General features: G+C 60.4%; 23 protein-coding genes. 13 read left to right on the top strand and 10 right to left on the bottom strand.

What is annotated here, in order from left to right; genetic code table 11:
- Positions 1–71: 71 nt before the first annotated feature.
- Entirely contained in the window at positions 72–1,109 is a 1,038-nt protein-coding gene (locus ACM6IK_RS26230; RefSeq protein ID WP_414876612.1) for a patatin-like phospholipase family protein, read from the bottom strand.
- A gap of 221 nt (positions 1,110–1,330) precedes the next feature.
- Between ACM6IK_RS26230 and ACM6IK_RS26225 the strand changes: the two genes are divergently transcribed.
- From ACM6IK_RS26225 to ACM6IK_RS26215, 3 genes are all read left to right on the top strand, one after another.
- Positions 1,331–1,609: a hypothetical protein gene (locus ACM6IK_RS26225; protein WP_008000319.1), complete on the top strand. Its 279-nt coding sequence runs from the start codon at positions 1,331–1,333 to the stop codon at positions 1,607–1,609.
- Positions 1,610–1,709: 100 nt separating this feature from the next.
- Positions 1,710–2,468, top strand: coding sequence for a CHAD domain-containing protein (locus ACM6IK_RS26220; RefSeq protein ID WP_414876611.1), 759 nt, complete (start codon positions 1,710–1,712; stop codon positions 2,466–2,468).
- A 158-nt stretch (positions 2,469–2,626) separates the two neighbouring features.
- On the top strand, positions 2,627–3,424 hold the full coding sequence (locus ACM6IK_RS26215; RefSeq protein ID WP_414876610.1) for an acyl-CoA thioesterase: 798 nt from the start codon (positions 2,627–2,629) through the stop codon (positions 3,422–3,424).
- Here the strand turns inward: ACM6IK_RS26215 and ACM6IK_RS26210 are convergent, their stop codons facing one another.
- The 3 genes from ACM6IK_RS26210 to ACM6IK_RS26200 form a co-directional block, all read right to left on the bottom strand.
- Positions 3,425–3,790: a terminase gene (locus tag ACM6IK_RS26210; protein WP_414876609.1), complete on the bottom strand. Its 366-nt coding sequence runs from the start codon at positions 3,788–3,790 to the stop codon at positions 3,425–3,427.
- A 229-nt stretch (positions 3,791–4,019) separates the two neighbouring features.
- Complete coding sequence (locus ACM6IK_RS26205; RefSeq protein ID WP_414876608.1) at positions 4,020–5,501, bottom strand: methyl-accepting chemotaxis protein; 1,482 nt, start codon at positions 5,499–5,501, stop codon at positions 4,020–4,022.
- Positions 5,502–5,703: 202 nt separating this feature from the next.
- Entirely contained in the window at positions 5,704–6,513 is an 810-nt protein-coding gene (locus tag ACM6IK_RS26200) for a TatD family hydrolase (RefSeq protein WP_414876607.1), read from the bottom strand.
- Between the two features lie 237 nt (positions 6,514–6,750).
- On the opposite strand from ACM6IK_RS26200, the gene ACM6IK_RS26195 reads away from it, so the two are divergent.
- From ACM6IK_RS26195 to ACM6IK_RS26185, 3 genes are all read left to right on the top strand, one after another.
- Positions 6,751–8,169: a transglycosylase SLT domain-containing protein gene (locus ACM6IK_RS26195; RefSeq protein WP_414876606.1), complete on the top strand. Its 1,419-nt coding sequence runs from the start codon at positions 6,751–6,753 to the stop codon at positions 8,167–8,169.
- 103 nt (positions 8,170–8,272) lie between these two features.
- On the top strand, positions 8,273–8,707 hold the full coding sequence (locus ACM6IK_RS26190) for a DoxX family protein (protein WP_115947229.1): 435 nt from the start codon (positions 8,273–8,275) through the stop codon (positions 8,705–8,707).
- A gap of 245 nt (positions 8,708–8,952) precedes the next feature.
- The gene (locus ACM6IK_RS26185; RefSeq protein ID WP_008001428.1) at positions 8,953–9,261 is read left to right on the top strand and encodes a hypothetical protein; all 309 of its coding nucleotides are present in this window, start codon (positions 8,953–8,955) and stop codon (positions 9,259–9,261) included.
- Between the two features lie 3 nt (positions 9,262–9,264).
- Here ACM6IK_RS26185 and greB read toward each other — a convergent pair whose 3' ends face one another.
- The 3 genes from greB to ACM6IK_RS26170 are packed head-to-tail and all read right to left on the bottom strand — an operon-like array spanning position 9,265 to position 12,984.
- Complete coding sequence (gene greB, locus ACM6IK_RS26180; RefSeq protein ID WP_115947228.1) at positions 9,265–9,762, bottom strand: transcription elongation factor GreB; 498 nt, start codon at positions 9,760–9,762, stop codon at positions 9,265–9,267.
- Between the two features lie 34 nt (positions 9,763–9,796).
- Positions 9,797–12,301: an ABC transporter permease gene (locus ACM6IK_RS26175; RefSeq protein ID WP_414876605.1), complete on the bottom strand. Its 2,505-nt coding sequence runs from the start codon at positions 12,299–12,301 to the stop codon at positions 9,797–9,799.
- On the bottom strand, positions 12,301–12,984 hold the full coding sequence (locus tag ACM6IK_RS26170; RefSeq protein WP_414876604.1) for an ABC transporter ATP-binding protein: 684 nt from the start codon (positions 12,982–12,984) through the stop codon (positions 12,301–12,303). The genes ACM6IK_RS26175 and ACM6IK_RS26170 overlap by 1 nt, the downstream gene beginning before the upstream one ends.
- A 10-nt stretch (positions 12,985–12,994) precedes the next feature.
- Between ACM6IK_RS26170 and ACM6IK_RS26165 the strand changes: the two genes are divergently transcribed.
- The 3 genes from ACM6IK_RS26165 to ACM6IK_RS26155 all read left to right on the top strand — a co-directional run bounded on the left by ACM6IK_RS26165 (position 12,995) and on the right by ACM6IK_RS26155 (position 16,042).
- The gene (locus ACM6IK_RS26165; protein WP_008049055.1) at positions 12,995–13,600 is read left to right on the top strand and encodes an arylesterase; all 606 of its coding nucleotides are present in this window, start codon (positions 12,995–12,997) and stop codon (positions 13,598–13,600) included.
- 56 nt (positions 13,601–13,656) lie between these two features.
- The gene (locus tag ACM6IK_RS26160) at positions 13,657–13,950 is read left to right on the top strand and encodes a hypothetical protein (RefSeq protein ID WP_003226812.1); all 294 of its coding nucleotides are present in this window, start codon (positions 13,657–13,659) and stop codon (positions 13,948–13,950) included.
- 1,117 nt (positions 13,951–15,067) lie between these two features.
- Positions 15,068–16,042: a L,D-transpeptidase family protein gene (locus tag ACM6IK_RS26155; protein ID WP_414876603.1), complete on the top strand. Its 975-nt coding sequence runs from the start codon at positions 15,068–15,070 to the stop codon at positions 16,040–16,042.
- Between the two features lie 122 nt (positions 16,043–16,164).
- Here ACM6IK_RS26155 and oprI read toward each other — a convergent pair whose 3' ends face one another.
- Positions 16,165–16,416 (bottom strand): outer membrane lipoprotei OprI, encoded by a 252-nt coding sequence (oprI, locus tag ACM6IK_RS26150; RefSeq protein ID WP_003199355.1) that lies wholly within the window; start codon positions 16,414–16,416, stop codon positions 16,165–16,167.
- A gap of 638 nt (positions 16,417–17,054) precedes the next feature.
- On the opposite strand from oprI, the gene ACM6IK_RS26145 reads away from it, so the two are divergent.
- Entirely contained in the window at positions 17,055–17,342 is a 288-nt protein-coding gene (locus tag ACM6IK_RS26145) for a GNAT family N-acetyltransferase (RefSeq protein ID WP_057397257.1), read from the top strand.
- A 71-nt stretch (positions 17,343–17,413) separates the two neighbouring features.
- Here ACM6IK_RS26145 and ACM6IK_RS26140 read toward each other — a convergent pair whose 3' ends face one another.
- Both ACM6IK_RS26140 and ACM6IK_RS26135 read right to left on the bottom strand, forming a co-directional pair.
- A complete protein-coding gene (locus tag ACM6IK_RS26140; protein WP_007983549.1) occupies positions 17,414–18,490 on the bottom strand; it encodes a 3-deoxy-7-phosphoheptulonate synthase in 1,077 nt (358 codons plus the stop codon).
- A 187-nt stretch (positions 18,491–18,677) separates the two neighbouring features.
- The gene (locus ACM6IK_RS26135) at positions 18,678–19,121 is read right to left on the bottom strand and encodes a PilZ domain-containing protein (RefSeq protein WP_414876602.1); all 444 of its coding nucleotides are present in this window, start codon (positions 19,119–19,121) and stop codon (positions 18,678–18,680) included.
- Here ACM6IK_RS26135 and ACM6IK_RS26130 point away from each other — a divergent pair.
- Genes ACM6IK_RS26130 through ACM6IK_RS26120 form a run of 3 tightly spaced genes read left to right on the top strand, consistent with a single transcriptional unit; the run spans position 19,120 to position 21,387 of the window.
- Positions 19,120–19,506 carry a thioredoxin family protein gene (locus tag ACM6IK_RS26130; RefSeq protein WP_414876601.1) on the top strand — a complete coding sequence of 129 codons (387 nt, stop codon included), beginning with the start codon at positions 19,120–19,122 and terminating at the stop codon, positions 19,504–19,506. The genes ACM6IK_RS26135 and ACM6IK_RS26130 overlap by 2 nt on opposite strands.
- A complete protein-coding gene (locus ACM6IK_RS26125) occupies positions 19,503–20,456 on the top strand; it encodes a putative 2-dehydropantoate 2-reductase (RefSeq protein ID WP_414876600.1) in 954 nt (317 codons plus the stop codon). Before ACM6IK_RS26130 ends, ACM6IK_RS26125 begins: the two co-directional genes overlap by 4 nt.
- A gap of 25 nt (positions 20,457–20,481) precedes the next feature.
- Entirely contained in the window at positions 20,482–21,387 is a 906-nt protein-coding gene (locus ACM6IK_RS26120; RefSeq protein ID WP_110659447.1) for a 5'-nucleotidase, read from the top strand.
- Positions 21,388–21,449: the final 62 nt, after the last annotated feature.

Here is a 21,449-nt window from a genome sequence, read left to right as displayed (position 1 = left end):
CGACGCGGTCATTGTGGGAGCGAGCTTGCTCGCGATGAGGCCCTTACATTCGATCGAGAACTTTCAGACGTTCAGTTCTGCTCATTCTCATACCGATCCAGCGTATCCCGCGCAATCTCCCGTCCCAGCGCGATCAGCTCCGGCGCCTTGTAGAACTCGAAAAACCGACACACGCGTTTGGGCACGTTGATCAGGATGTCCGGCGGATACCCGGCAATCTTGTACTGCGCCAGCGACGTCTGCATCACCTCGAAACTCTGGTTGATCAAATCCAGCAAGGACGCCGGTCCGACGTTGTCGATGATGAACGAACCGGTGGCAGAGCGGGGTGCACCGCTGGTTTGCGGAGCTGCCGTGGGTTGCTGCGCCTCGGGCTCGGCGGATTCGATCCACGGGTTGAAGTCCGCACCTTCGGCCTTCAAGGCTTCCTGTTCCAGAACCAACAATTGTTCAGCCTGTTTGCGCCGGAACGGCAACTTCGAGCCGACGGAGTTGATCAGGCTGTCGAAGCGGGTCTTGAAGGCGGCGGGACGCTGGATGACCGGCAATTGATAGTGGCGCTGGTTGGTGGAGTTGAGGTTGACCGCGATGATCAAATCGCAATGGCTCGACACGACGGGCACGATCGGCAGCGGGTTGAGAATGCCGCCGTCCACCAGCATGCGGTTGCCCTGCATCACCGGGGTAAACAGGCTGGGAATCGCTGCCGAGGCGCGCATGGCCTGATGCAGGCAACCTTCCTGGAACCAGATTTCCTGCTGGTTGGTCAGGTCGGTGGCAACCGCGGTGTAGGGGATACGCAAGTCTTCGATGTTGATCTCGCCAACGATCTTGCGGATCTGCCCGAAGACTTTCTCGCCACGAATCGCTCCCAGACGAAAACTGACGTCCACCAGGCGTAAGACGTCGAGATAATCCAGGCTCTCGATCCAGTCACGGTAATCATTGAGTTTGCCGGCGGCGTAGATCCCGCCCACCACCGCGCCCATGGAGCAACCGGCGATACAGGCAATGTCATAGCCGCGCCGTTCGATCTCTTCAATGACCCCAATATGCGCATAACCCCGCGCTCCACCCGAGCCCAATACCAGCGCGACACGCTTTTTCATGAATCGCCCTCGTTCGAATGGTTCAACAATGCACCCATCGAGGGTCATGCTTCAATCGCCATGGTCGTTCGATGGGGCGGGAGCGTCGTATTTTCGACACTCCATGGCGGCACATGGTTATTCTCGTCAGCGCTATAGTTTGCACAGCGGACCAACGGCACTTTTCAGGTGCCGCACCGTCTTATCTGCACGACTGTTGACCTATCTTTAAGGAGTGAGTGATGAAAGCCTGGATCTGCGTACCATTGATTGCCTTGGCGCTCGCCGGTTGTGCCGGCAAAACCGCTTATCGCGACAGTTGCGGTAGTAACCTGGATGCTGCATGGCATGAACTGGACCTGGCCAAGGCCGAAGGTTTCGCCGGCACTGTCAGCTACTCCAAGGCCTTGTCGCTGCTGACCGCGGCCAAGACCCAGCAGCAATTCGAGGGATTCGAAGGCTGCACCACTAAAGCCGAGAAGGCCCGTTTCTATATTCGTGAGTCGCGCGCGGGGCGTTGAAGGCGAAAAATAGCTGCAGGCTCTAAGCTATGAACTGCAAGACTCATCGGGTTTGCAGCTCGTAGCTTGCAGCCTGGCGCTGTTTACGGAGTAAACCCCCATGATCGATCGGTTGGTGGCTCGTGTCCTGGGCCTGGAAATTCGTCTGCTGGCCTGTCAGGCCCGCTTGAAAGACCGTACAGACCCTGAAGCGTTACACGATCTGCGCACAACCATGCGTCGGTTACGCAGCCTGTTGCGCCCCTTGCGCGGACAGCCCGGTGTCGAGCAACTGGAAGCGGCCGCCTCCCGGGTGGGCGACCTGACCACACCGTTACGTGATCGTGAGGTGCTGGCGGCGTACCTGCTCCAGCACCATCAACCCCAAGCCGCGCGGCGACGCACGGCGCAAATGGCCGAGGCCTATCCGGCCGTGGCGGCCAGCCCTGAACTTGCGCAATTGCTGATCGTCCTCGATGCATTTCCGCGTTTTCTGCGTGCCGCCCAGCGCCAGGGATTGCTTAAGGGCTTGCGCAAGCGCATCGAAAAACGCCTGGGCAAGCAGTGGGAAAAACTCAACGGGGCACTGCACGACCCGGCCCACGACCGTCATCGGCTGCGCCTGCTGATCAAGCGCGTGCGCTATGGCATCGATGCTTACCCCGAGCTGGACCGTTTGCCGAAAGCGGCCATGCCCCGGTTGAAATCGGCCCAGAGCGCACTGGGCGATTGGCACGATTGCGTGCAATGGCTGGCCATGGCTGAACAGGAAGCGGATTTGCAGCCCTGTGTTGCGATCTGGAAAACTACCATGGCCGAGGCTGAACAGCGTGCGGACCTTGTGCTGGAAAAGCTGAGCCGCGATTGCTTCAAATCCTGAAAACACCGGAGATCCATTGTGGGCTCAATGTCAGGTATGGATTTTGTGTTGGAACCGAGCACGGCTCATCTGTCAGTCAATTTGGCCGGAATGGGTGCTGTATAGCCTTCTCCGGCTGGGTAAGATCCCTTGATCTTTTTCCGATCCCTGAGGTTTTCATGCGTTTTTCCGAACTGCTCGACGCTGTCCGTAGCCAGCCGCATGAGCTGTCTATCCCGGCCTCCTGGGCCCAGGGGCGCGCCAGTTTCGGTGGCCTGGTGGCCGCCCTGCAGTACGAAGCCATGCGTGCCCGGGTGCCAGCGGATCGTCCGGTGCGCTCGCTGGCAATCACCTTTGTCGGCCCGGTCGAACCCCAGGTTCCGGTCAGTTTTGAAGTCGACGTGCTGCGCGAAGGCAAGGCCGTCAGCCAAGTGTTGGGCCGGGTGATGCAGAAGGGGCAGGTGGTGACATTGATCCAGGGCAGTTTTGGTGCCTCACGCCCCTCGGAAGTGGCGGTGGCCGCTGAGCCGGCACCTGAAATGAAGCACTGGGACGAGTGCCAGGAATTGCCTTTTGTCGAAGGCGTCATCCCGGAATTCATGCGGCATCTGGCGATGCGCTGGAGTGTTGGCGGGCTGCCGTTCAGCGGTAGTACATCCCGGCAAATGGGCGGCTGGGTGCGTTTGCGCGGTGACGTAAAGGAAGAGGCCTTGAGCGAGGCGCACATCCTGGCGCTGGTGGACGCCTGGCCGCCGGCCCTGATGCCGTTTTTGAAGAAGCCGGCGATGGGCAGCACGCTGACCTGGACCATCGAATTCGTGCAACCGCTGCTGGAACTGAACACCCTGGACTGGTGCAAATACCTCGTCGAAACCGAGCACGCCGCTGACGGCTACGGACATGCCGCGGCGAAAATGTGGAGCGCGGATGGCCGATTGATCGCCATGAGCCGACAGACGGTGACGGTGTTTGCCTGATCAGTGACGGCGGTGGCGCTCACGCCAGGCGCGCCACCAGCCACCGCTGAGGAAGAACCGCGGAAACGTCAGGAACTGCTCGACCAACAAGCGCGATATCGCATCTTTGCGGTCACTGAACGGCTCGGAGGCCTGGGTCTCCAGGCTGTGGCCGTGGCGTTGCAAGGCCAGCGCCGCAATCACACCGATCACGCCGATGGCGATGTCCGCCAGGCTCAGGCTGAACACCCCGGACACGATCAGCAGAAACGCCACGATGAACAACGGCACCGCGATCAGGTGCAGCACCAGATTGGTCGGGTGCTGATGATTGTTCGGGTACGCTCGCCATTGCCAGGCGGGAAGGTTGGGGTGACGTTTGCCCATGATGCCGATCCTCGATCCATGTTGAACACATGTAGGAAGAATAGGCCCGGTCAATGCTGGCGGCGAATCAAGGCTGGCTATTGGCTTGATAGGTACCATGACTGGACTTTATGGTGCCAGTTCTGACGCCTTCGCGAGCAGGCTCGCTCCCACATTGATCTACGGTGACCATCAGATTCTGGGCATACATAGATCCCTTGTGGGAGCGAGCCTGCTCGCGAAAGGGCCCTCAAAGTTTCAACTGACCGATGGCCTTGCTCAACTCCCCGGCCAGCGCCGCCAATTCATTGCTGGTGATCGCCGAAGTCACTGTCTGCTGCACCGTGTTCTCGGTCACGTCACGGATGCTCACCACCGCCCGGTTCATCTCTTCCGCCACCTGGCTCTGCTGCTCGGCCGCCACCGCGATCTGCGTATTGCTTTCACGCATCTGCGCCACCGCGCCGGTGATCTCGGCTAAAGCTGCCCCGGCTTCTTGCGCCTGTTGCACGCAATCGTCGGCCTTGAACGAACTCTCTTGCATGAAGTCCACCGCGTCCCGTGTGCCGGCCTGCAACGCCGACACCATGATCGTGATTTCGTCCGTGGAGGCCTGTACGCGTTTGGCGAGGTTGCGCACTTCATCGGCAACCACCGCAAACCCGCGCCCCATCTCGCCGGCCCGGGCCGCTTCGATGGCGGCGTTCAGTGCCAGCAGGTTGGTCTGCTCGGCGATGCTGTGAATCACGTTGACCACGCCGTTGATCTTCTGGCTGTCCTCGGCCAGGCGTTGAATCATCTCGGCGGTCTGCTGGACGCCGGTGGACAGTCCGGCGATCGACCGCTGCACCCGCGTCACGACCTCCTGGCCGCTGCCGGCCAGGGTATCGGCCGATTGCGAAAGGTCACGGGTGGCACCTGCATGTTGGGCGATGTGATAGACCGTGGCCGTCATTTCATTGATCGCCGTGGCCGCCTGATCGGTTTCGCTTTGCTGGCCCAGCATGCCGTGGCGCACTTCATTCATGCTGGCCGCCAGCCGCGCGGCACCATCATCCAGTTGCCGGGCGGTGCTGGCGACAGTATTGACCACTCGTTGATACCCGGCCTGCATGGCGTTGAAAGCATTGGCCATCTGCCCGACTTCGTCACTGCAAGCCAACGGCACGCGGGCCGACAGGTCGCCGGTTTTCTCCACGTGCAACATGACGTCCTTCAAGGTGTTGAGCTGGCTGAGCAGGAAGCGGATCAATAACTGCGATGCGCCGAGCATTGCCAGCATCAGGATGAACACGGCCAACGCGTAGTTGGCGAAGCGCTCGCGGAACACCTGGCTCAGACTTGGGCCGTGGGCAATCACAGCCACCTGCTGGCCACCAATGCGGGTAAAGACTTCGGCGCCCATCAGCGGGTTGTCACCGAACAGCGGCATCGCGTTGATTTCGACCCAGCCATTCGCATCGGCCAGTTCCGGCACGGGTTGCCCATCGAGCGTGGGCGCCTGCCCGCGACTGTACATCAGCAGGTTTTCGGCGTTGGGCAGCGGCTGCGTTGCGGGCCAGGCTTCGAGCAGTCGCGCCTGGGCCTGGGCCGAAGCCTGGTTGGCATGACTGCGGGCCTGCTGTTCGAGCTGCACCGCGTATAGCACCAGCAACAGGGTGGTGACGAAAGCGACGGCATTGACCGCCCAGAATTTGTATTTCAGCGAAATATTGCTAAGCCAGGCACCCATGGAGGTCTTCTCTGATAGCGGAAACAGTTTTGGCAAGGTGCCATCATTGTGCCGCTACTCAGGTGGCTGATTCTTGATGCAGATCAACGGCTGCACCATTACCCCCTGTGGGAGCGAGCCTGCTCGCGAAGGCGTCGTGTCTGCCAGCATCAAGTTGAATGACAGACCGCTTTCGCGAGCAGGCTCGCTCCCACATTTGTGATTACTGGGGGATTGATGGCAAGCCGTAGAACACCCGTGCGCACGCGGTGGTATGCGCCGCCAGATCTTCCTGGCTTTCTGCGCGGTGCAGCGCCACTTCACGCAATACTTCGGTCAGGTATGCCGGTTCGTTTCGCCCGTTTTTCGGCTTGGGGCGCAGGCTGCGCGGCAGCAGATACGGTGCGTCGCTTTCGAGCATCAGGCGCCCGCGCTTGATCTCCTTGACCAGCGGATGCAAATGCGTGCCCCGGCGTTCGTCGCAGATCCAGCCGGTAATGCCGATGTGCAGGTCAAGGTCGAGATAGCTGAACAGTGCCTTCTGTTCTCCGGTGAAACAGTGCACCACGGCAGCCGGCAGTTGATCGCGAAAGTCGTGCAGGATCTCCAGCAAACGCTGGCTGGCATCGCGTTCGTGCAGGAAAACCGGCAACTGCAATTCGACGGCCATGGCCAGGTGTTCTTCCAGGACCTTCTCCTGCTGTGGACGCGGCGAGAAATCACGGTTGAAATCCAGCCCGCATTCGCCCACAGCCACCACATTCGGCTCCTTGAGCAAACTGCGCAACCGTCGGGCGCTGTCGGCGTTCCAGTCGCTGGCGCAGTGAGGGTGAATACCGGCGGTGGCGAACAGGCGTTGAGCGCTTTCGTCCAGTTGTTGGCACAGCTCAAGAGCCTGTTCACTGCCCTCGACACTGGTGCCCGTCAGCACCAGTTGGCACACGCCGGCCGCATAGGCGCGGTCGAGTACGGCCTGGTGTTTGTCGGCAAAACTGGCGTTGGTCAGGTTGACGCCGATATCGATGAGTTGCATGGTGCTACCTCGGCCCAAAGGCCGGAAAGCATATCAGAGCCATGGATTTATAAGAAAAGCCAAGAACTACAACGGGTTAACGCTGTCTCTTGAACCGCGGGCCAGACCGGGTTGGTAGTTTTGCCATCATTGTGCCAGTCTTGCGCACGTTGCCAGCGCCTTGGGCGCTCTGTTTTTGTCGCTGCGCTTGATGCCATTCGTCATTGGTGCGCGCCTCATATTCTTTCCGGAGAGTGGATGATTCGTCCCTCGGTTTTGCTGCTGTGCTGTTCGCTGCTACTGCCGATGTCGGCAGTCGCGCGTCTGCCCGGGCCACTGCAAGCCGTACCGGCCAGCGAGGTACGGGACCTTGCGCAAATCCGCAGCAGTCGTGTGCTGCGGGTGTTGGTCAACCAGAGCCGCAACAGTTCCGGCGAAGTTCAGGGGCAGGCGATCGGGGTCGAATATCACCGCTTGAGAGCGTTCGAGCAATACCTCAATGGCTATGCCCGTGACGGTCAGGAAATCACCCTCAAGATCATTCCCAAGGCCAAGGATCAATTGCTCGGCGCATTGCAGCGCGGGGAGGGCGATCTGGTGGCGCCAGGCGAGTTGCTCGATCTGCAAGCGGGTTTCGCCGTCAGCACCAGTGAGCCGATTGCCAGCAACATCCCGCTGGTCCTGGTGGGCATCAAGGGCGAGCGCCGCTACACCCGGCTTGAACAGCTTTCCGGCAAGACCCTGGCGTTACCCGCCGGCAGCGCTGCCGGGGATGCTGTCAGCCAGATCAATCAAAAGCTTGCCCTGCACAAACTGCCACCGGTCACAATCGAGTGGGTCGATCCGAGCCTTGCCGTCGAGGACGTATTGGAGATGGTGCAGGGCGGGATCTACCACCTGACCATCGTCGAGCAGCCGATTGCCGAACGCTGGGGCAAGATCCTGCCCAGGCTGCGTTTCGACAAACAGGTACTCATCAGCGATCCGGGGGAAGAGTTCTGGTTCGTGCGCCGTGATGCCTCGATGCTGCGGGCCAGCATCGATCGCTTCCTCACTGCCTACAAAAAACCGTCGGACCAGGACGCCGCGTTCCTGCGGATCTATCGGCGTCTCTATCAAGTGCACTATCCGCTGGCCAAGGCGGACCGGCAGCGCCTGGAAAAACTTCGCCCGGTACTGCAAAAACACGCCGATGCCCAGGGCATGGACTGGCTGAACCTGGCGGCGTTGGCTTTCAAGGAATCAGCATTGCAGCCCACAGCACGCAGTGGCGGTGGCCCGACCGGGCTGATGCAGATCACGCCTGCTGCGGCGCAGCGGGTGGGGGTCAACAATATTCAGGACGTAGACGGCAATGTGCAGGCCGGGGCCAAGTACCTGGCGATGATCCGGCGCAAGTTTTTTGCCAGCCCGAAACTCAACGAACGCGAACGCATGGCCTTCGTGCTGGCAGCCTACAACATCGGGCCGGAGCGGGTTCAGGGCATGCGCGCAGAAGCCCGGCGGCGAGGATTGAATCCCAACCAGTGGTTCTTCCAGGTCGAACGCGTTGCCATGGAGCAAGTGGGTATGGGGCCTGTCAGCTATGTTAATAGCGTGAACAAGTATTACTTGGCATTTGACCGGGAGCGAGAGTCGTTGGAGCCCCAGGAGCAAAAGGTTGCTTCACGCAAATGATCAACTAATCTGATTGTAATGGTGGGTTTTTTGCGCTTTTAACATGCAATTAACTGATTAATATAGCGGCCAACCAACACACACTTACAAGGAATGAAACAGCATGAGCACTCTGATCAACAAGGTACTGTCTACCCGCGCTGGCTACGGCCTGACGGTTCTGCGTATCGTTGTCGGTATCGTCTTCGCCGCCCACGGTTCGCAGAAGCTCTTCGGGGCATTCGGTGGCTATGGTCTGGCTGGAACCGCGCAGTACATGGAAAGCCTCGGACTGACGCCGGGTTACCTGATGGCAGCACTGGCGGGCGGCACCGAGTTCTTCGCCGGCCTGGCCCTGATCGTCGGCTTGCTGGTTCGCCCGGCCGCGCTCGGCCTGATCTTCCTGTCGCTGGTGGCGATTTTCTCGGTGCACATCAGCAATGGTCTGTTCATGGCCAACAACGGTTATGAATTCGCCCTGGCATTGCTCGGTGGCAGTATCGCGGTATTGATCGAAGGTGCGGGCAAACTCTCGGCGGACCGTGTCATCGCCGGCTGACCGCTCTGGCTCAACGAAAAGGCCCGCATCATGCGGGCCTTTTCGTTGAGCGTCATTCTTGACACTGTCCAGTCAGCTTCTCTAGGATGTTGCCTATGCGCCGATTTAAACAGCTACTTGCGGGGCGCCAGGTGACTCATCCAGTTGCCGATAGAAGCCGGACAGGCTTCGAAATACCGCTAAAGCGCTGGTTCGGTGTTGCCTCTCACCTGCCATGCAGACTTTTGAGGCAGAGACACGACACAATGAATGCACTAAACCCCGTTGTACGTCCCGCGCCGATCACGGCACATCTCACCCAGCGCAATCCAAAAATCCTGCTTGGCGGCAAACATCAGCCGACGCTCCTGCGTTATCTCGATGGCTGGCCACGTCGTACCGGCGGTCCCGCTGCCTTCCTGATCCAGTTTGTCGAAGACGGTGAATCGCTCGCTCGTTTCGCTGATGACAGTTTCGATCTGGCAGTGATTCAGTCCCCCAGCCTTGAAGATGCTCCTGAAGTGATCCGGCAACTGACCCGCGTTGCCCGGCAAGGGCTGATCACCCGCCGTTGAGTTTTATGGGTAGTCGATTGCCACGATATACACACACTGCTCACCGGTCGGTGTCTGGACTCGAACTTCGGCGTCCAGTGCCTTGCCGATCAGGGCGCGGGCCAACGGCGAATCAATGCTGATCAGGCCCAGTTTGAGGTCCAGTTCATCGGGCCCGACAATGCGGTAGCGCGACTCTTTGCCATCCTCGTCTTCGATCGTGACCCAGGCGCCGAAATAGACCTTGTTCGGATCGCTGGGTTTTTCGCTGACGACTTTCAGCGCTTCCAGGCGTTTAGTGAGAAAGCGCACGCGGCTGTCGATCTCTCGCAGCATCTTTTTGCCGTAGGTGTATTCGGCGTTCTCCGAGCGATCACCCTGGGCCGCGGCTTCGCTGACAGCCTGGGTAACCTGGGGCCGACGTACATGCCACAGCTCATGGAACTCGGCGCGCATCCGCGCTTCACCCTCGGGGGTGATCAGCGCGGTGCCGGCAGTGCGGGGAGGGCGGTAACGGCTCATGACAGCTTCTTGTGGTGAGGATGACTGGAGTCTATCAACCCTCGCGCAGGACTGTCAGCGGGCTGGCGTTCAACGCCCGACGGGTGCCGAACACCCCGGCACCTCCAATGAGCACGGCACCCAGCAGTGGCAGCAACATCAGCCATGGATGCGGATGCCACGGCAGGTCAAAGGCGTAGCGGTAGAGCACCAGGCTCACCAGTTCCGATCCCAATGCCGCCAGCAAACCACTGACTGCGCCCAGCAATCCGAACTCGATGCGCCGCGCCTTGACCAGCAATTGCCGTTCCGCCCCCAGCGCACGCAGCAACGCGCCCTGGCGAATGCGTTCATCCAGCGTCGCTTGCAGGCCGGAGAACAGCACTGCCATCCCCGCTGCCAACACAAACAACAACACGTACTCCACCGCCAGGGTCACTTGGGCGAGAATGCTGCGCAGTTGCTCCAGCAAGGCTTCGACCTGCAGGATCGTCACCGCCGGGAACGCCCGGGACAGGTCGACGATCTGCTGGTCGTGACCGGGTGCGAGGTAGAAACTGGTCAGGTAAGTCGCCGGCAGATCCTTCAGGGTGCCGGGCTGGAAGATCATGAAGAAGTTCGGCTGGAAGTTGTCCCAGTCGATCTCCCGCAGGCTGGTGACTTTCGCCTCGCGATTGACCCCGCCAACGCTGAAAATCAGGTGGTCGCCGAGCTTGATTTTCAGGCTTTCGGCGACCTTGCCTTCTACCGACACGCCGGGAACATCGTCCGGTGTTTGTTCGTTCCACCAATTGCCGGCCGTGAGTTTGTTACCTGACGGCAAGTCCGCGGCCCAGGTCAGGCTCAGGTCGCGCTGAATCGCCCGATCACCCGCCGATTCCTTGGTGACGATCTGTTGCACCGGCTCGCCGTTGATGCTGATCAAGCGCCCCGGCACCACCGGGTACAATGGTGCCGATTGCGCCGACACGGCGATCAGGTGGTCGGTGAAGGCCTGTTTATCGGCGGGCAGGATGTTCAGGGCGAAGTAATTGGGGGCGTTTTTCGGCAACTGGTTTTGCCAGGTATCCAGCAACTCACCACGTAGCAAGGCGATCAGCGCCATCGACAGCAGAATCAGGCCAAACGCCAGGGACTGGCCCGCAGCAGCGAGCGGATGACGCAGCAATTGCCCGAGTCCAAGACGCCAAGGCAAGGATGCACGCGCGAGCATGCGCCGCAGACTTTTCAGCAGCAGCAACAACAAGCCGCCCAGCACCAGCGCTGCAATCACGCCGCCGCCGAGCAGGGCAAAGGTCAGCACCAGGTCCAGGCTCAGGCGCCACATGATCAGGCCCAGGGCGCCCAGCGCTACACCGTAGACCATCCAGGTGCTGGAAGGGATCGGCAGCATATCCCGACGCAGCACGCGCAATGGCGGAACCCGGCCCAAGGCCGCCAGCGGCGGCAAGGCGAAACCGGCCAGCGCCACCAGTCCTGTGCCGATCCCGGCAACGGCCGGAAACAGCCCGCCCGGAGGCACGTCGGTCGGCAGCAAGTCATGCAGCAGGGCAAACAATCCCAGTTGTGCGAGCCAGCCGAGGAGGGCGCCGCTGATGCTCGCCAGCAGCCCGAGCACAGTGAGTTGCAGGCTGAACAACACCATGGTTTCCCGGCGCGACAGCCCGAGGCAGCGCAGCAAGGCACTGGCATCGAATCGGCGGGTGGCGAAACGGGTTGCCGACAGCGCCACCGCCACGCCGGAGAGCAATACCGCCACCAGGCTGGCCATGTTCAGGTAGCGTTCGGCCTTGCCCAGGGCGCCACCGATCTGTCGATTGCCGTCGCGGGCGTCCTGCAAACGCTGGTTGGCGGCGAGCCCCGGTTTGATCAGTTGCCGATAGGTCTCGAGTGCCTGAGCGTTGCCTCGCCACAGTTCGCGATAGCTGACCCGGCTGCCGGGCTGCACCACGCCGGTGGCCGCAAGGTCGTCGAGGTTGATCAGCACCCGCGGCGTCAGGCTGTAGAAATTGCCGGCGCGATCGGGTTCGTAAGTCAGCACCCGCGCCAGTTTCAGGGTTTTCATGCCGACATCGATGCTATCGCCGATCTTCAGGTCCAGGGCGGTCAGCAGGCGTGCCTCGACCCAGGCTTCACCGGGTTGCGGTCCGCCACCGACTGTTTCCGTGGCGAAGGGGGCGGGTGCACTTTTCAATTCGCCGCGTAGCGGGTAGGTGTCATCGGCCGCCTTGATGCTGGACAGCTGAATGCCGTTATCGGTGGCGATGACGCTGGAAAACTCCACCACCTGAGCGTGTTCCAGACCCAGTTCGGTGCCGCTTCTTATCTGTTCGGGGCGCGCAGGCGAACTGCCTTCGAGCAGCAGGTCGGCACCGAGAAACTCGGTAGCGCGCAGCAGCATGGCGCCGTTCAGGCGCGCGCCAAAGTAACCGATGGCGGTGCTGGCGGCCACGGCCACCAGCAAGGCGAAAAACAACACGCGCAATTCACCGGCACGGGCGTCGCGCAGCAATTGGCGGATGGCGAGGCTGAACAGGCGCAACAGCGGCAGACGTGCCATCAAGGCTCCACGGGGGCGACCAGCAGGCCGGCTTCAAGACGGATCAGGCGCCGGCAGCGATGGGCCAGGCGTTCATCGTGAGTCACCAGCACCAGGGTCGTGCCGCGCTCCTTGTTAAGCTCGAACAGCAAGTCGCTGATGCGCTCGCCGGTGTGGCTGTCGAGGTTGCCGGTCGGTTCGTCGGCGAACAGCACATCGGGCTCTGCGGCAAACGCGCGGGCGATCGCCACGCGCTGTTGCTCGCCTCCGGAGAGCTGGCGCGGCGAGTGAGTCAGGCGTTGGCCCAGTCCCACTCGCTGCAGCAATTGGGTGGCGCGTTCGCGGGCGTCTTTGCGGCCATCGAGCTCCAGTGGCAACATGACGTTTTCCAGGGCATTGAGGCTGTCGAGCAGCTGAAACGATTGAAAGACAAAACCCACGTGCTCGGCGCGGATGCGCGCACGCTGGTCTTCATCGAGGTTGCTCAGGCCTTGCCCGGCGAGAGTGACCTCGCCACTGCTCGGCAGGTCGAGGCCGGCGAGCAGGCCCAGCAGGGTGGACTTGCCGGAGCCCGAAGCGCCGACGATGGCCAGGCTGTCGCCCTGGTTCAGTTCCAGGCTGAGTTGGTGCAGGATGGTCAGTTCACCTTCCGCGCTGGGGACCACTTTGCTAAGGTCCTTCGCGATGAGAATGCTTGCGCCCATGGAGAGTCCGATGCGTGTGTGGTTTTTGAGTGCTGGCCTGGCCTTGATGTGCATGGCCCAAAACGCAGCGGCGGGTACAGTCCTGATCGTTGGCGATAGTATCAGCGCCGGTTTCGGGCTGGATACCCGGCTGGGGTGGGTGTCGCTGCTTGAGCAACGGCTCAGGCGCGAAGGTTTCGACGATAAAGTGATCAATGCGTCCATCAGTGGCGACACCAGTGCCGGAGGCCAGGCGCGCCTGCCCGCGCTGCTTGCAGAGCATAAACCGGAACTGGTGATCCTCGAGTTGGGCGGCAATGACGGCCTGCGCGGGATGCTGCCAACTCAATTGCAACAAAATCTTGCTTCGATGATCGACAGCTCCCGTGCCAGCGGTGCCAAGGTGTTGCTGCTCGGCATGCAATTGCCACCCAATTATGGTGCGCGTTACACCAAGGCGTTCGCCGAGGTCTACAGCAACCTGGCCGACGAGAAAAAGATCCCGCTGGTGCCGTTTTTCCTCGATGGCGTGGGCGGCCATCCGGACTTGATGCAGGCCGACGGCATACACCCGGCGGCCGGGGCCCAGGACAAGTTGCTGGAAAATGTCTGGCCTACTCTAAAACCACTGTTATGACACTTTTCTAGAAGCAGGCTTTCGGCTAAGGTGGCGCCCCCGATTTGGAGCCCCCGATGCCGCGTCCTGCCTGGTCACTATTTGCCTACCAACTGATCGAGCCTGACGAACAGCTGGATCTGTTCGCCTGCCAGGAAGTTCGGGTACATCTGGTAACCCGTCAACTGGAGCTGGGCGGTTCGGCGGATCGCACCTTGTGTGGCAGCCTGTTGCCGGCACAGCCGCGCTGGTCCAGTGTCGATCGCCGGGTGTTTCAGGACCAGCGTCTGTGTTCGTTGTGCCGGGCCATTCTTGAGTCGCAGAAGCGGGGGACGTCGCCGATCTGGCCGGAGTTGCGGTTCGAGCTTTGATCCGCTGGGAGTCGAGGCGGCCTGATAGCCGGCCTTTGCTTTGTTGACTGAGTACATATCCGTTTCTGCGGTAACGGCGACTTAGGGTTTCGCCCTTACGGCGAGTCCCTTTTGTCAAACGACACAAAAGGAACCAAAAAGTCTCGCCCCTTACGTACGGCCCCTCGCTGAGGCTCGGCGTTCCTTCGCTGCGGTATTCATCCGGGGGCATTGCCCTCCGGTCGGCTTCGCTTCGACCTACATGCAATGAGTTCGACTGCGTCGAACGGCGCTGCGCGCCCATCCCCGGATGAACACCTCCACTCAGCCTGCCGAGGGGGCGGGTGGATCAAGATCAAAAGCTGCAGGCGAGCTAACGCTCGGCCTGATGAGTGGTGAAGAGCGTGGGTGTACGCCGATCTGCCTTTGCTCTTCTGTGGGAGCGAGCTTGGTCCGGGCGGCGTTCCGACGATGACGGCCTGTCAGCCGACCAATCTCTTGCAGACATACCCGGACCAACTGTGGGAGCGAGCCTGCTCGCGAAGGCGGCCTGCCAGTCGACCGAAATCTTGCAGATGTACTGAGTACCTGTGGGAGCGAGCTTGCTCGCGATAGCGGCCTGACAGCCGACCAGGTACCTCCCAGACGAACGGAAGCCGCGAACAGGCCGGCCGGTAGGCCGCCTCGGACGCTGTTGCGGTGTACGCCCCCTCGTGAGGCTTCGTTCCGGTTCTGAGCAGTGGGCAACCCGGCATGGATGCCGGGTTAGCCGCGCACGGCCATGGATGGCCGATCGCGGCGGGCCCACGGAGCAGGACCGGAGCGAGGGCATGCCGAGCCTAAGCGAGGCACCGAATGTCAGGGGCAAGAGCGTTTGGTTACTTTGCGCTTTTCAAAGTGACCCGCTGTAAGAGCGGAACCGCCAGAGGCCGTTACCGCAGCAACGGATATGTACACCTACAAAACACTCATCGCCCAGCACACAGCCATCGCAAGCAGGCTCACCCCCACACGGGATCGAGGACAATCGCAAAATCTCCTTGCATTACCTGCAATCGGGCCATCTCCCCGAAATAACGGACAGCGGTGTACAATCGCGTTCTTATACTCTCAGTTGATCATGCGAAGGATTTTCCGGATGTTGTCGCGCTTTCCTGCCGTCACCCGCTGCCTGACACTTGCCGCCCTTTTGGTGGCCGGTCCCGTTGCAGCATTGGAGTTTCCCCTGCCACCGCCCGGTGAAGACATCATCGGCCAGGTGCAGGTGATCAAGGCCAAGTACGAAGATACTTTCGCCGACCTTGGTACCGCCTACGATCTGGGCTACACGGAAATGGTCGCGGCCAACCCGGGTGTCGATGCCTGGTTGCCAGGCGTCGGCACGGAAATCATTCTGCCGACCCGCTTCATCCTGCCACCAGGCCCGCGTGAAGGCATCGTGATCAACCTTGCCGAGTACCGCCTCTACTACTACCCGAAAGGCAAAAACGTGGTGTACACGTTCCCGCTGGGTATCGGTCGTGAAGGCTGGGGCTCGCCGATTGCCCACACCAGCATCACCGCCAAGACGCCGAACCCGACCTGGACGCCTCCGGCTTCGATCAAGGCCGAACACGCAGCCGACGGTGATCCGCTGCCCAACGTCGTACCGGCCGGCCCTGACAACCCGCTGGGGCCGTTCAAGTTCACCCTGGGCACACCGGGCTACCTGATCCACGGTTCGAACAAGAAGTTCGGTATCGGCATGCGCACCAGCCACGGTTGCTTCCGCATGTTCAACAACAACGTGCTGGAAATGGCGGGCATGGTACCGGTCGGTACGTCGGTGCGGATCATCAACGACCCGTACAAGTTTGGCTTGAGTGGCGGCAAGGTCTATCTGGAGGCGCATACGCCGCTGGACGACAAGGGCAACCCGTCGGTGGTCGACAAGCACACCGCGGTCATCAACGCGATGCTCAAGCGTGAAGACATCACTAACAACCTGCGCATGAACTGGGATGTGGTGCGTGATGTGGTTGCCGCTGAAGATGGCCTGCCGGTGGAGATTGCCGTGCCGGGCAACAACGTCGCACCGATGGTGTCGAGCACTCCGGTCGACCCGATGCAGTAAGCTTGTAAAGAGCCCGTCGGCGCGGACCGCGTCGACGGGTTTTTTATTGCCTGGAGAAACGCCGGGCAATAAAAAAGCCGACCCAAAAAATGGATCGGCTTGATAACAATCCCGAAGGACTATTACTTGCGGCTAGCTTTGTCCAGCATGCGCAGAGCACGCTCGTTAGCTTCGTCAGCAGTCTGTTGTGCTTTTTGAGCAGCAGCCAGAGCTTCATCAGCTTTACGGTAAGCTTCGTCTGCACGAGCCTGGGAGCGAGCAGCTGCGTCTTCAGTAGCGGTCAGACGTGCTTCAGTTTCTTTCGATGCGCTGCTGCAACCGGTAGCCAGAACTGCGGCCAGAGCCAGAGCAGAGAATTTCAGAACGTTGTTCATCGTGTTCCCCTTCAAGGACTTTCTATTAAGTAGCTATCTCCTCCGATTGAGGAAATAGCCGGCGTACATACTACCTATTACTTGTAGTAAGTAAAACTGACGTGACGCAAGAAGCAAAAAAAATTGTAGGCGTTGATTCTTTTTCGAGCAACTTTTAACTGAATTGATTAAAAAACATCCAGCTGCAAGGCCCGTGGCTGAGCCAGCTTGCGAGAAAAAGTTCCTTGGGTGTACCGCTCTTTTTCCAGTCTGGCTAGAGCCGCCTACATGGATTCGCCTACACTTTTGTTCGGCTTTTGCGTAGCGCCCCTCAATATCTTTCTCGATGTTCAGGTGACTTTAACAATGGGCGCTCGTCTTAAGTCTCAACATCCGGCAATGTTCAGGCTATCGACCCGGAGTGATCTTCGGTCGAGCCATTCCTGCGTGATCCGGAGCAGCACCTGCCAACCTGCATGATGACGAGCGCACCTTGAGCATTTCTGTCAATGGTGCCTACTATTTGTACGTGCTCGGTAGCGCGAGATCGGTGCAGCTCTTCTCGGTGTCCATTCAGGCACGGGGTGGCGTAGATGTTCCTTCGTCGGAAAAACATCGGTAAGGTAGGGGTCGGAATTCCAGACCCGCGAGGAGTAGTGATGAGCGAGGCGTTGTCCATCCACCATGACCAGGCTGGTCATCAGTTCGAGACCATTGTGGACGGTCATCGTGCCTATCTGACCTACATGGATCTGGGGAAGCAAACCCTGGATATCTATCGCACCTTCGTGCCCAACGCGTTGCGTGGTCGCGGTATTGCGGCAGCCTTGACCGAGAAGGCGCTGGAGTATGCCGAGGAAATGGGCTACACCGTCATTCCATCGTGTTCCTACGTCGAGCGCTACATGGAGCGTCACCAGCGGCATGCGGCCAAGCTGAGTCAGTGACCTTCAATAAAACGAACGCATAAAAAAACGCCGGGTTTAGTCCGGCGTTTTTGTGTGTTCGCTAAAAGCGATCAGCTGCGATCGCGTTTAGGCAATACATCCTTGAGCTTGGCATGCATGCTGCGCAAGGTGTTTTCGGTCGCGGTCCAGTCGATGCAGGCGTCGGTGATCGACACACCGTATTGCAGGTCGGCGAGGTCTTTCGGGATCGCCTGGCAGCCCCAGTTCAGGTGGCTTTCAACCATCAGGCCGATGATCGATTTGTTGCCTTCGAGGATCTGGTTGGCGACGTTTTCCATCACCAGCGGTTGCAGGGCCGGATCCTTGTTTGAGTTGGCATGGCTGCAATCGACCATGATGTTCGGCTTGATCTTCGCCTTGTTCAACGCCTGTTCGCAGAGCGCAACGCTGACCGAATCGTAGTTCGGCTTGCCGTTGCCGCCGCGCAGCACCACGTGACCGTAGGCATTGCCCTTGGTGGTCACGATCGATACGCCACCTTCCTGGTTGATGCCCAGGAAGCGGTGCGGGCTGGAAACCGACTGCAAGGCGTTGATCGCCACGGTGAGGCCGCCATCGGTGCCGTTCTTGAAGCCGACGGCCGAGGACAGGCCGGAGGCCATTTCACGGTGAGTCTGGGATTCGGTGGTGCGCGCACCGATGGCCGACCAGCTGATCAGGTCCTGCAAGTATTGCGGGGAGATCGGGTCGAGGGCTTCGGTGGCGGTCGGCAGGCCTTTTTCGGCCAGGTCCAGCAGCAACTGGCGACCGATGTGCAAGCCGTCCTGGATCTTGAAAGAGTCGTCCAGATACGGGTCGTTGATCAAGCCTTTCCAGCCGACGGTGGTGCGTGGCTTCTCGAAATACACGCGCATGACCAGATACAGGGTATCGGACACTTCGGCAGCGAGAACCTTCAGGCGCTCGGCATACTCGTGGGCGGCCTTGATGTCGTGGATCGAGCAAGGCCCGATGACGACGAACAGGCGGTGGTCGGTGCCATCCAGAATGTTGCGAATGACTTCGCGGCCCTTGGTGACGGTGCGCAGTGCGGCGTCGCTCAGGGGAATATCGCGCTTGAGCTGATCGGGAGTGATCAGCGTCTCGTTGGAGGCGACGTTTAGGTCGTTGATCGGTAAATCAGCCATCGTTTACTCGTCAGGTCACGGGTGCCGGCCGCCAGCGAACCCGCGCGGCGGAGCACAGCAAATTAAGCGCGTCGGGAAGCCGAACCTTAGCGCGTTACACCGTGGCTCGACAATGGGCAGACACCGGTTTGGGGGCCATTCTCAGTGAGTTTCCTCAGCGTGACCGGCAAACCTTTCGGCAATGCCCCTAATCCGGCACAGACTCGGCAAAAGCCTTTTGCACCGAATCGTGAGAAAACTCGTCGGCATGCTCCTGGACCCATTCGAGGGCCAAGGCCTGGATATCCTGCAAGTCGTCGTGGGCGTCATGCAGGCGGCAGTAGTGTTCGATCTGGCACACCTGCTCGCCCATCCGGGCGCTGAACAGCGTTTGTTCATCAACGAAGGCGATGCCCACCAGATAACCGCGCTTGCGTCGCAGGCACCAGGCGACATAGCCCAGGTAGCGCATGTCCGGGTTCACGGTTGGCATGCGTACCTCCAGCGCCGTGCCGTGGCGCCACGCGCGGTGATAATTGCAAGCCATGCCCCCGAGACTGATAGTGTGCAGCTGTCGTCGCGAAATACACTCAGGTTTCAGCAACGTTAGTTCGACGGGCACATCGTCAGGGTGAGGAATAAAACGTCCCATGAACACAGACTCCATGTGTCAGCCATCTGACATTGTTTCCCCCAGTATAGTGGTCGAATTGGAACTGACCGATTTTGACGCCGACCAGCGGCTGCTGGCGATGAGCGGCGTGTCGCTGGTCATTTTCACCAGTGTCGGCTGCGCCGGTTGCCGTTTTGCCCGTGAGCAATTGCCGACACTCGATCTGGCAGTCGATCGACTGTGCTGGATCGATGCCGGCAACAACGGCGGGGTGGTCGAGCGTTATCAGGTCTTTCACTTGCCGGCGCTGTTTGTCGTATGCGACGGCGAATTCTTTGGGGCACTGAAATCCCGCCTGACCGACACCGAGCTCAATCGGGCGGTGCGCCAGGCGTTGAGTCGAACAGCAGAGGAGTTGCCATGATGGGGACAGTTGCCAGGCCGAGAATCGGCATTATCGGGACCGGCGCAATCGGCGGTTTCTACGGGGTGATGCTGGCGCGTGCCGGTTTTGATGTGCATTTTCTGCTGCGCAGCGAATTTTGCGCCGTGGCCGAGCATGGGTTGCAAGTCGATAGCGCGCCCCACGGTGCGCTGAAACTGAACCCGGTGCAGGCTTATTCGAACGCCGAAGACATGCCGCCCTGCGACTGGCTGCTGGTGGGCGCGAAAACCACCAGCAATGCCGGCCTGGCACCCGCCATCCTGCAAGCGGCGGCACCGAACGCCAGGGTACTGCTGTTGCAAAATGGTCTGGACGTCGAGGACAGCCTGCGTGAGTTGCTCCCCGATTCGCTGCATGTGCTCGGCGGGCTCTGCTACATCTGCGTCCATCGCGAGGCGCCGGGCGTCATTACCCATCAGGCGCTGGGCGCAGTGCACGTTGGTTATCACAGCGGTCCCGCCGACGGGCCGGCACGCACTGCGATTGTCGATGAGGGTGTCGGGCTGTTTCGCAACGCCGGCCTCGATTCCCAGGCCATGGCGAATTTGTATCAGGCGCGTTGGCAAAAACTGGTCTGGAATATCCCGTACAACGGTCTCTCGGTGTTGCTGGGAGCGAGCACCACACCGTTGATGGCCGATGCCGACAGTCGCGAACTGATCAAGGCGCTGATGGCTGAAGTGGTGCAAGGCGCAGTCGCGTGCGGGCACGGTGTACCGGCAGGGTATGCCGAGCACTTGTTCATGGTGACCGAAAAAATGCCCGACTACTGGCCGAGCATGTACCACGATTATTTGCACAAGCGACCGCTGGAACTGACCGCGATCTACGCCCGGCCTTTGGCCGCGGCAAAGGCAGCCGGGTGTGAGATGCCGCGCACCGAGGCCTTGTATCGCAGTTTGAGTTTCATTGATCGACGCAACACCTGAGTCGACCGACCTGAGGGGGAAAGGCATGCCAAAGGCAATTGACGACAAACTGGTGCTGGCGATTTCTTCGCGGGCGCTGTTCGACCTGAGCGAAAGCCACAAGGTCTACCTGTCGAGTGGCGTCGAAGCCTACCGGCAATATCAGATCGAACATGAAGACGAAATCCTCGAGCCTGGCGATGCCTTCCCGTTGGTGCAGAAGCTCCTGAACCTCAACAACAGCCTCGGCCGCGCCCGGGTCGAGGTGATTCTGGTGTCGCGCAACAGCGCCGACACCGGGTTGCGGGTATTCAACTCGATTGACCATTACGGCCTGGCAATCTCGCGCGCGGCCTTTGTCGGCGGGCGCAGTCCGTATCCCTACCTCAAGGCCTTTGGCTGCGACCTGTTTCTCTCGACCCACGCCGAAGACGTACGCAATGCACTGGACGCTGGGTTCGCCGCGGCGACCATTCTGTCGGGCGGTGCCAGCCGTGCGGCCAGCGACGAGTTACGCATTGCCTTCGACGGAGACGCGGTGCTGTTTTCCGATGAGTCGGAGCGCATTTATCAGGCCGGTGGTCTGGAGGCGTTCCAGGCCAGCGAGCGTGAGGCCGCCCGCGAGCCGTTGCGCGGTGGGCCGTTCAAGGGCTTTCTCGCCGCCCTCAATCTGTTGCAGCGTGAGTTCCCGGAGGACGCCTGTCCGATCCGCACCGCGCTGGTCACGGCGCGATCGGCGCCGGCTCATGAGCGAGTGATTCGCACGTTGCGCGAATGGGACATCCGTCTCGACGAGTCGCTGTTCCTCGGCGGCCTGACCAAGTCAGCCTTTCTCGAAGCCTTCGCGGCCGATGTGTTTTTCGACGATCAGGCGGGCCATTGCGAATTGGCCCGTGAAGTTGTCGCCACCGGTCATGTGCCCCATGGCATAAGCAACGAGCAAAAGGTTTAAGCCCGCCGTTCAATGCGTTGCGCCGCACGTCGCAGTCGCCAAGGCACTGCTAAGCTGAATCA

The organism is Pseudomonas sp. IT-196MI5, from assembly GCF_949767415.1.
In the GTDB taxonomy this organism is placed as follows: Bacteria; Pseudomonadota; Gammaproteobacteria; order Pseudomonadales; family Pseudomonadaceae; genus Aquipseudomonas.
This window is presented reverse-complemented; position numbering and strand designations above follow the sequence as displayed.

What these genes read in the sequence shown, in the direction of transcription:
- oprI (WP_003199355.1), bottom strand. Translation starts at nt 16,416, where the DNA reads ATGAACAACGTTCTGAAATTCTCTGCTCTGGCTCTGGCCGCAGTTCTG.
- ACM6IK_RS26165 (WP_008049055.1), top strand. Translation starts at nt 12,995, where the DNA reads ATGCGTGTGTGGTTTTTGAGTGCTGGCCTGGCCTTGATGTGCATGGCC.
- ACM6IK_RS26210 (WP_414876609.1), bottom strand. Translation starts at nt 3,790, where the DNA reads ATGGGCAAACGTCACCCCAACCTTCCCGCCTGGCAATGGCGAGCGTAC.
- ACM6IK_RS26145 (WP_057397257.1), top strand. Translation starts at nt 17,055, where the DNA reads ATGAGCGAGGCGTTGTCCATCCACCATGACCAGGCTGGTCATCAGTTC.
- ACM6IK_RS26175 (WP_414876605.1), bottom strand. Translation starts at nt 12,301, where the DNA reads ATGGCACGTCTGCCGCTGTTGCGCCTGTTCAGCCTCGCCATCCGCCAA.
- ACM6IK_RS26140 (WP_007983549.1), bottom strand. Translation starts at nt 18,490, where the DNA reads ATGGCTGATTTACCGATCAACGACCTAAACGTCGCCTCCAACGAGACG.
- ACM6IK_RS26185 (WP_008001428.1), top strand. Translation starts at nt 8,953, where the DNA reads ATGAATGCACTAAACCCCGTTGTACGTCCCGCGCCGATCACGGCACAT.
- ACM6IK_RS26130 (WP_414876601.1), top strand. Translation starts at nt 19,120, where the DNA reads ATGAACACAGACTCCATGTGTCAGCCATCTGACATTGTTTCCCCCAGT.
- ACM6IK_RS26155 (WP_414876603.1), top strand. Translation starts at nt 15,068, where the DNA reads ATGTTGTCGCGCTTTCCTGCCGTCACCCGCTGCCTGACACTTGCCGCC.
- ACM6IK_RS26135 (WP_414876602.1), bottom strand. Translation starts at nt 19,121, where the DNA reads ATGGGACGTTTTATTCCTCACCCTGACGATGTGCCCGTCGAACTAACG.
- ACM6IK_RS26190 (WP_115947229.1), top strand. Translation starts at nt 8,273, where the DNA reads ATGAGCACTCTGATCAACAAGGTACTGTCTACCCGCGCTGGCTACGGC.
- ACM6IK_RS26225 (WP_008000319.1), top strand. Translation starts at nt 1,331, where the DNA reads ATGAAAGCCTGGATCTGCGTACCATTGATTGCCTTGGCGCTCGCCGGT.
- ACM6IK_RS26170 (WP_414876604.1), bottom strand. Translation starts at nt 12,984, where the DNA reads ATGGGCGCAAGCATTCTCATCGCGAAGGACCTTAGCAAAGTGGTCCCC.
- ACM6IK_RS26160 (WP_003226812.1), top strand. Translation starts at nt 13,657, where the DNA reads ATGCCGCGTCCTGCCTGGTCACTATTTGCCTACCAACTGATCGAGCCT.
- ACM6IK_RS26205 (WP_414876608.1), bottom strand. Translation starts at nt 5,501, where the DNA reads ATGGGTGCCTGGCTTAGCAATATTTCGCTGAAATACAAATTCTGGGCG.
- ACM6IK_RS26195 (WP_414876606.1), top strand. Translation starts at nt 6,751, where the DNA reads ATGATTCGTCCCTCGGTTTTGCTGCTGTGCTGTTCGCTGCTACTGCCG.
- greB (WP_115947228.1), bottom strand. Translation starts at nt 9,762, where the DNA reads ATGAGCCGTTACCGCCCTCCCCGCACTGCCGGCACCGCGCTGATCACC.
- ACM6IK_RS26230 (WP_414876612.1), bottom strand. Translation starts at nt 1,109, where the DNA reads ATGAAAAAGCGTGTCGCGCTGGTATTGGGCTCGGGTGGAGCGCGGGGT.
- ACM6IK_RS26200 (WP_414876607.1), bottom strand. Translation starts at nt 6,513, where the DNA reads ATGCAACTCATCGATATCGGCGTCAACCTGACCAACGCCAGTTTTGCC.
- ACM6IK_RS26220 (WP_414876611.1), top strand. Translation starts at nt 1,710, where the DNA reads ATGATCGATCGGTTGGTGGCTCGTGTCCTGGGCCTGGAAATTCGTCTG.
- ACM6IK_RS26215 (WP_414876610.1), top strand. Translation starts at nt 2,627, where the DNA reads ATGCGTTTTTCCGAACTGCTCGACGCTGTCCGTAGCCAGCCGCATGAG.
- ACM6IK_RS26120 (WP_110659447.1), top strand. Translation starts at nt 20,482, where the DNA reads ATGCCAAAGGCAATTGACGACAAACTGGTGCTGGCGATTTCTTCGCGG.
- ACM6IK_RS26125 (WP_414876600.1), top strand. Translation starts at nt 19,503, where the DNA reads ATGATGGGGACAGTTGCCAGGCCGAGAATCGGCATTATCGGGACCGGC.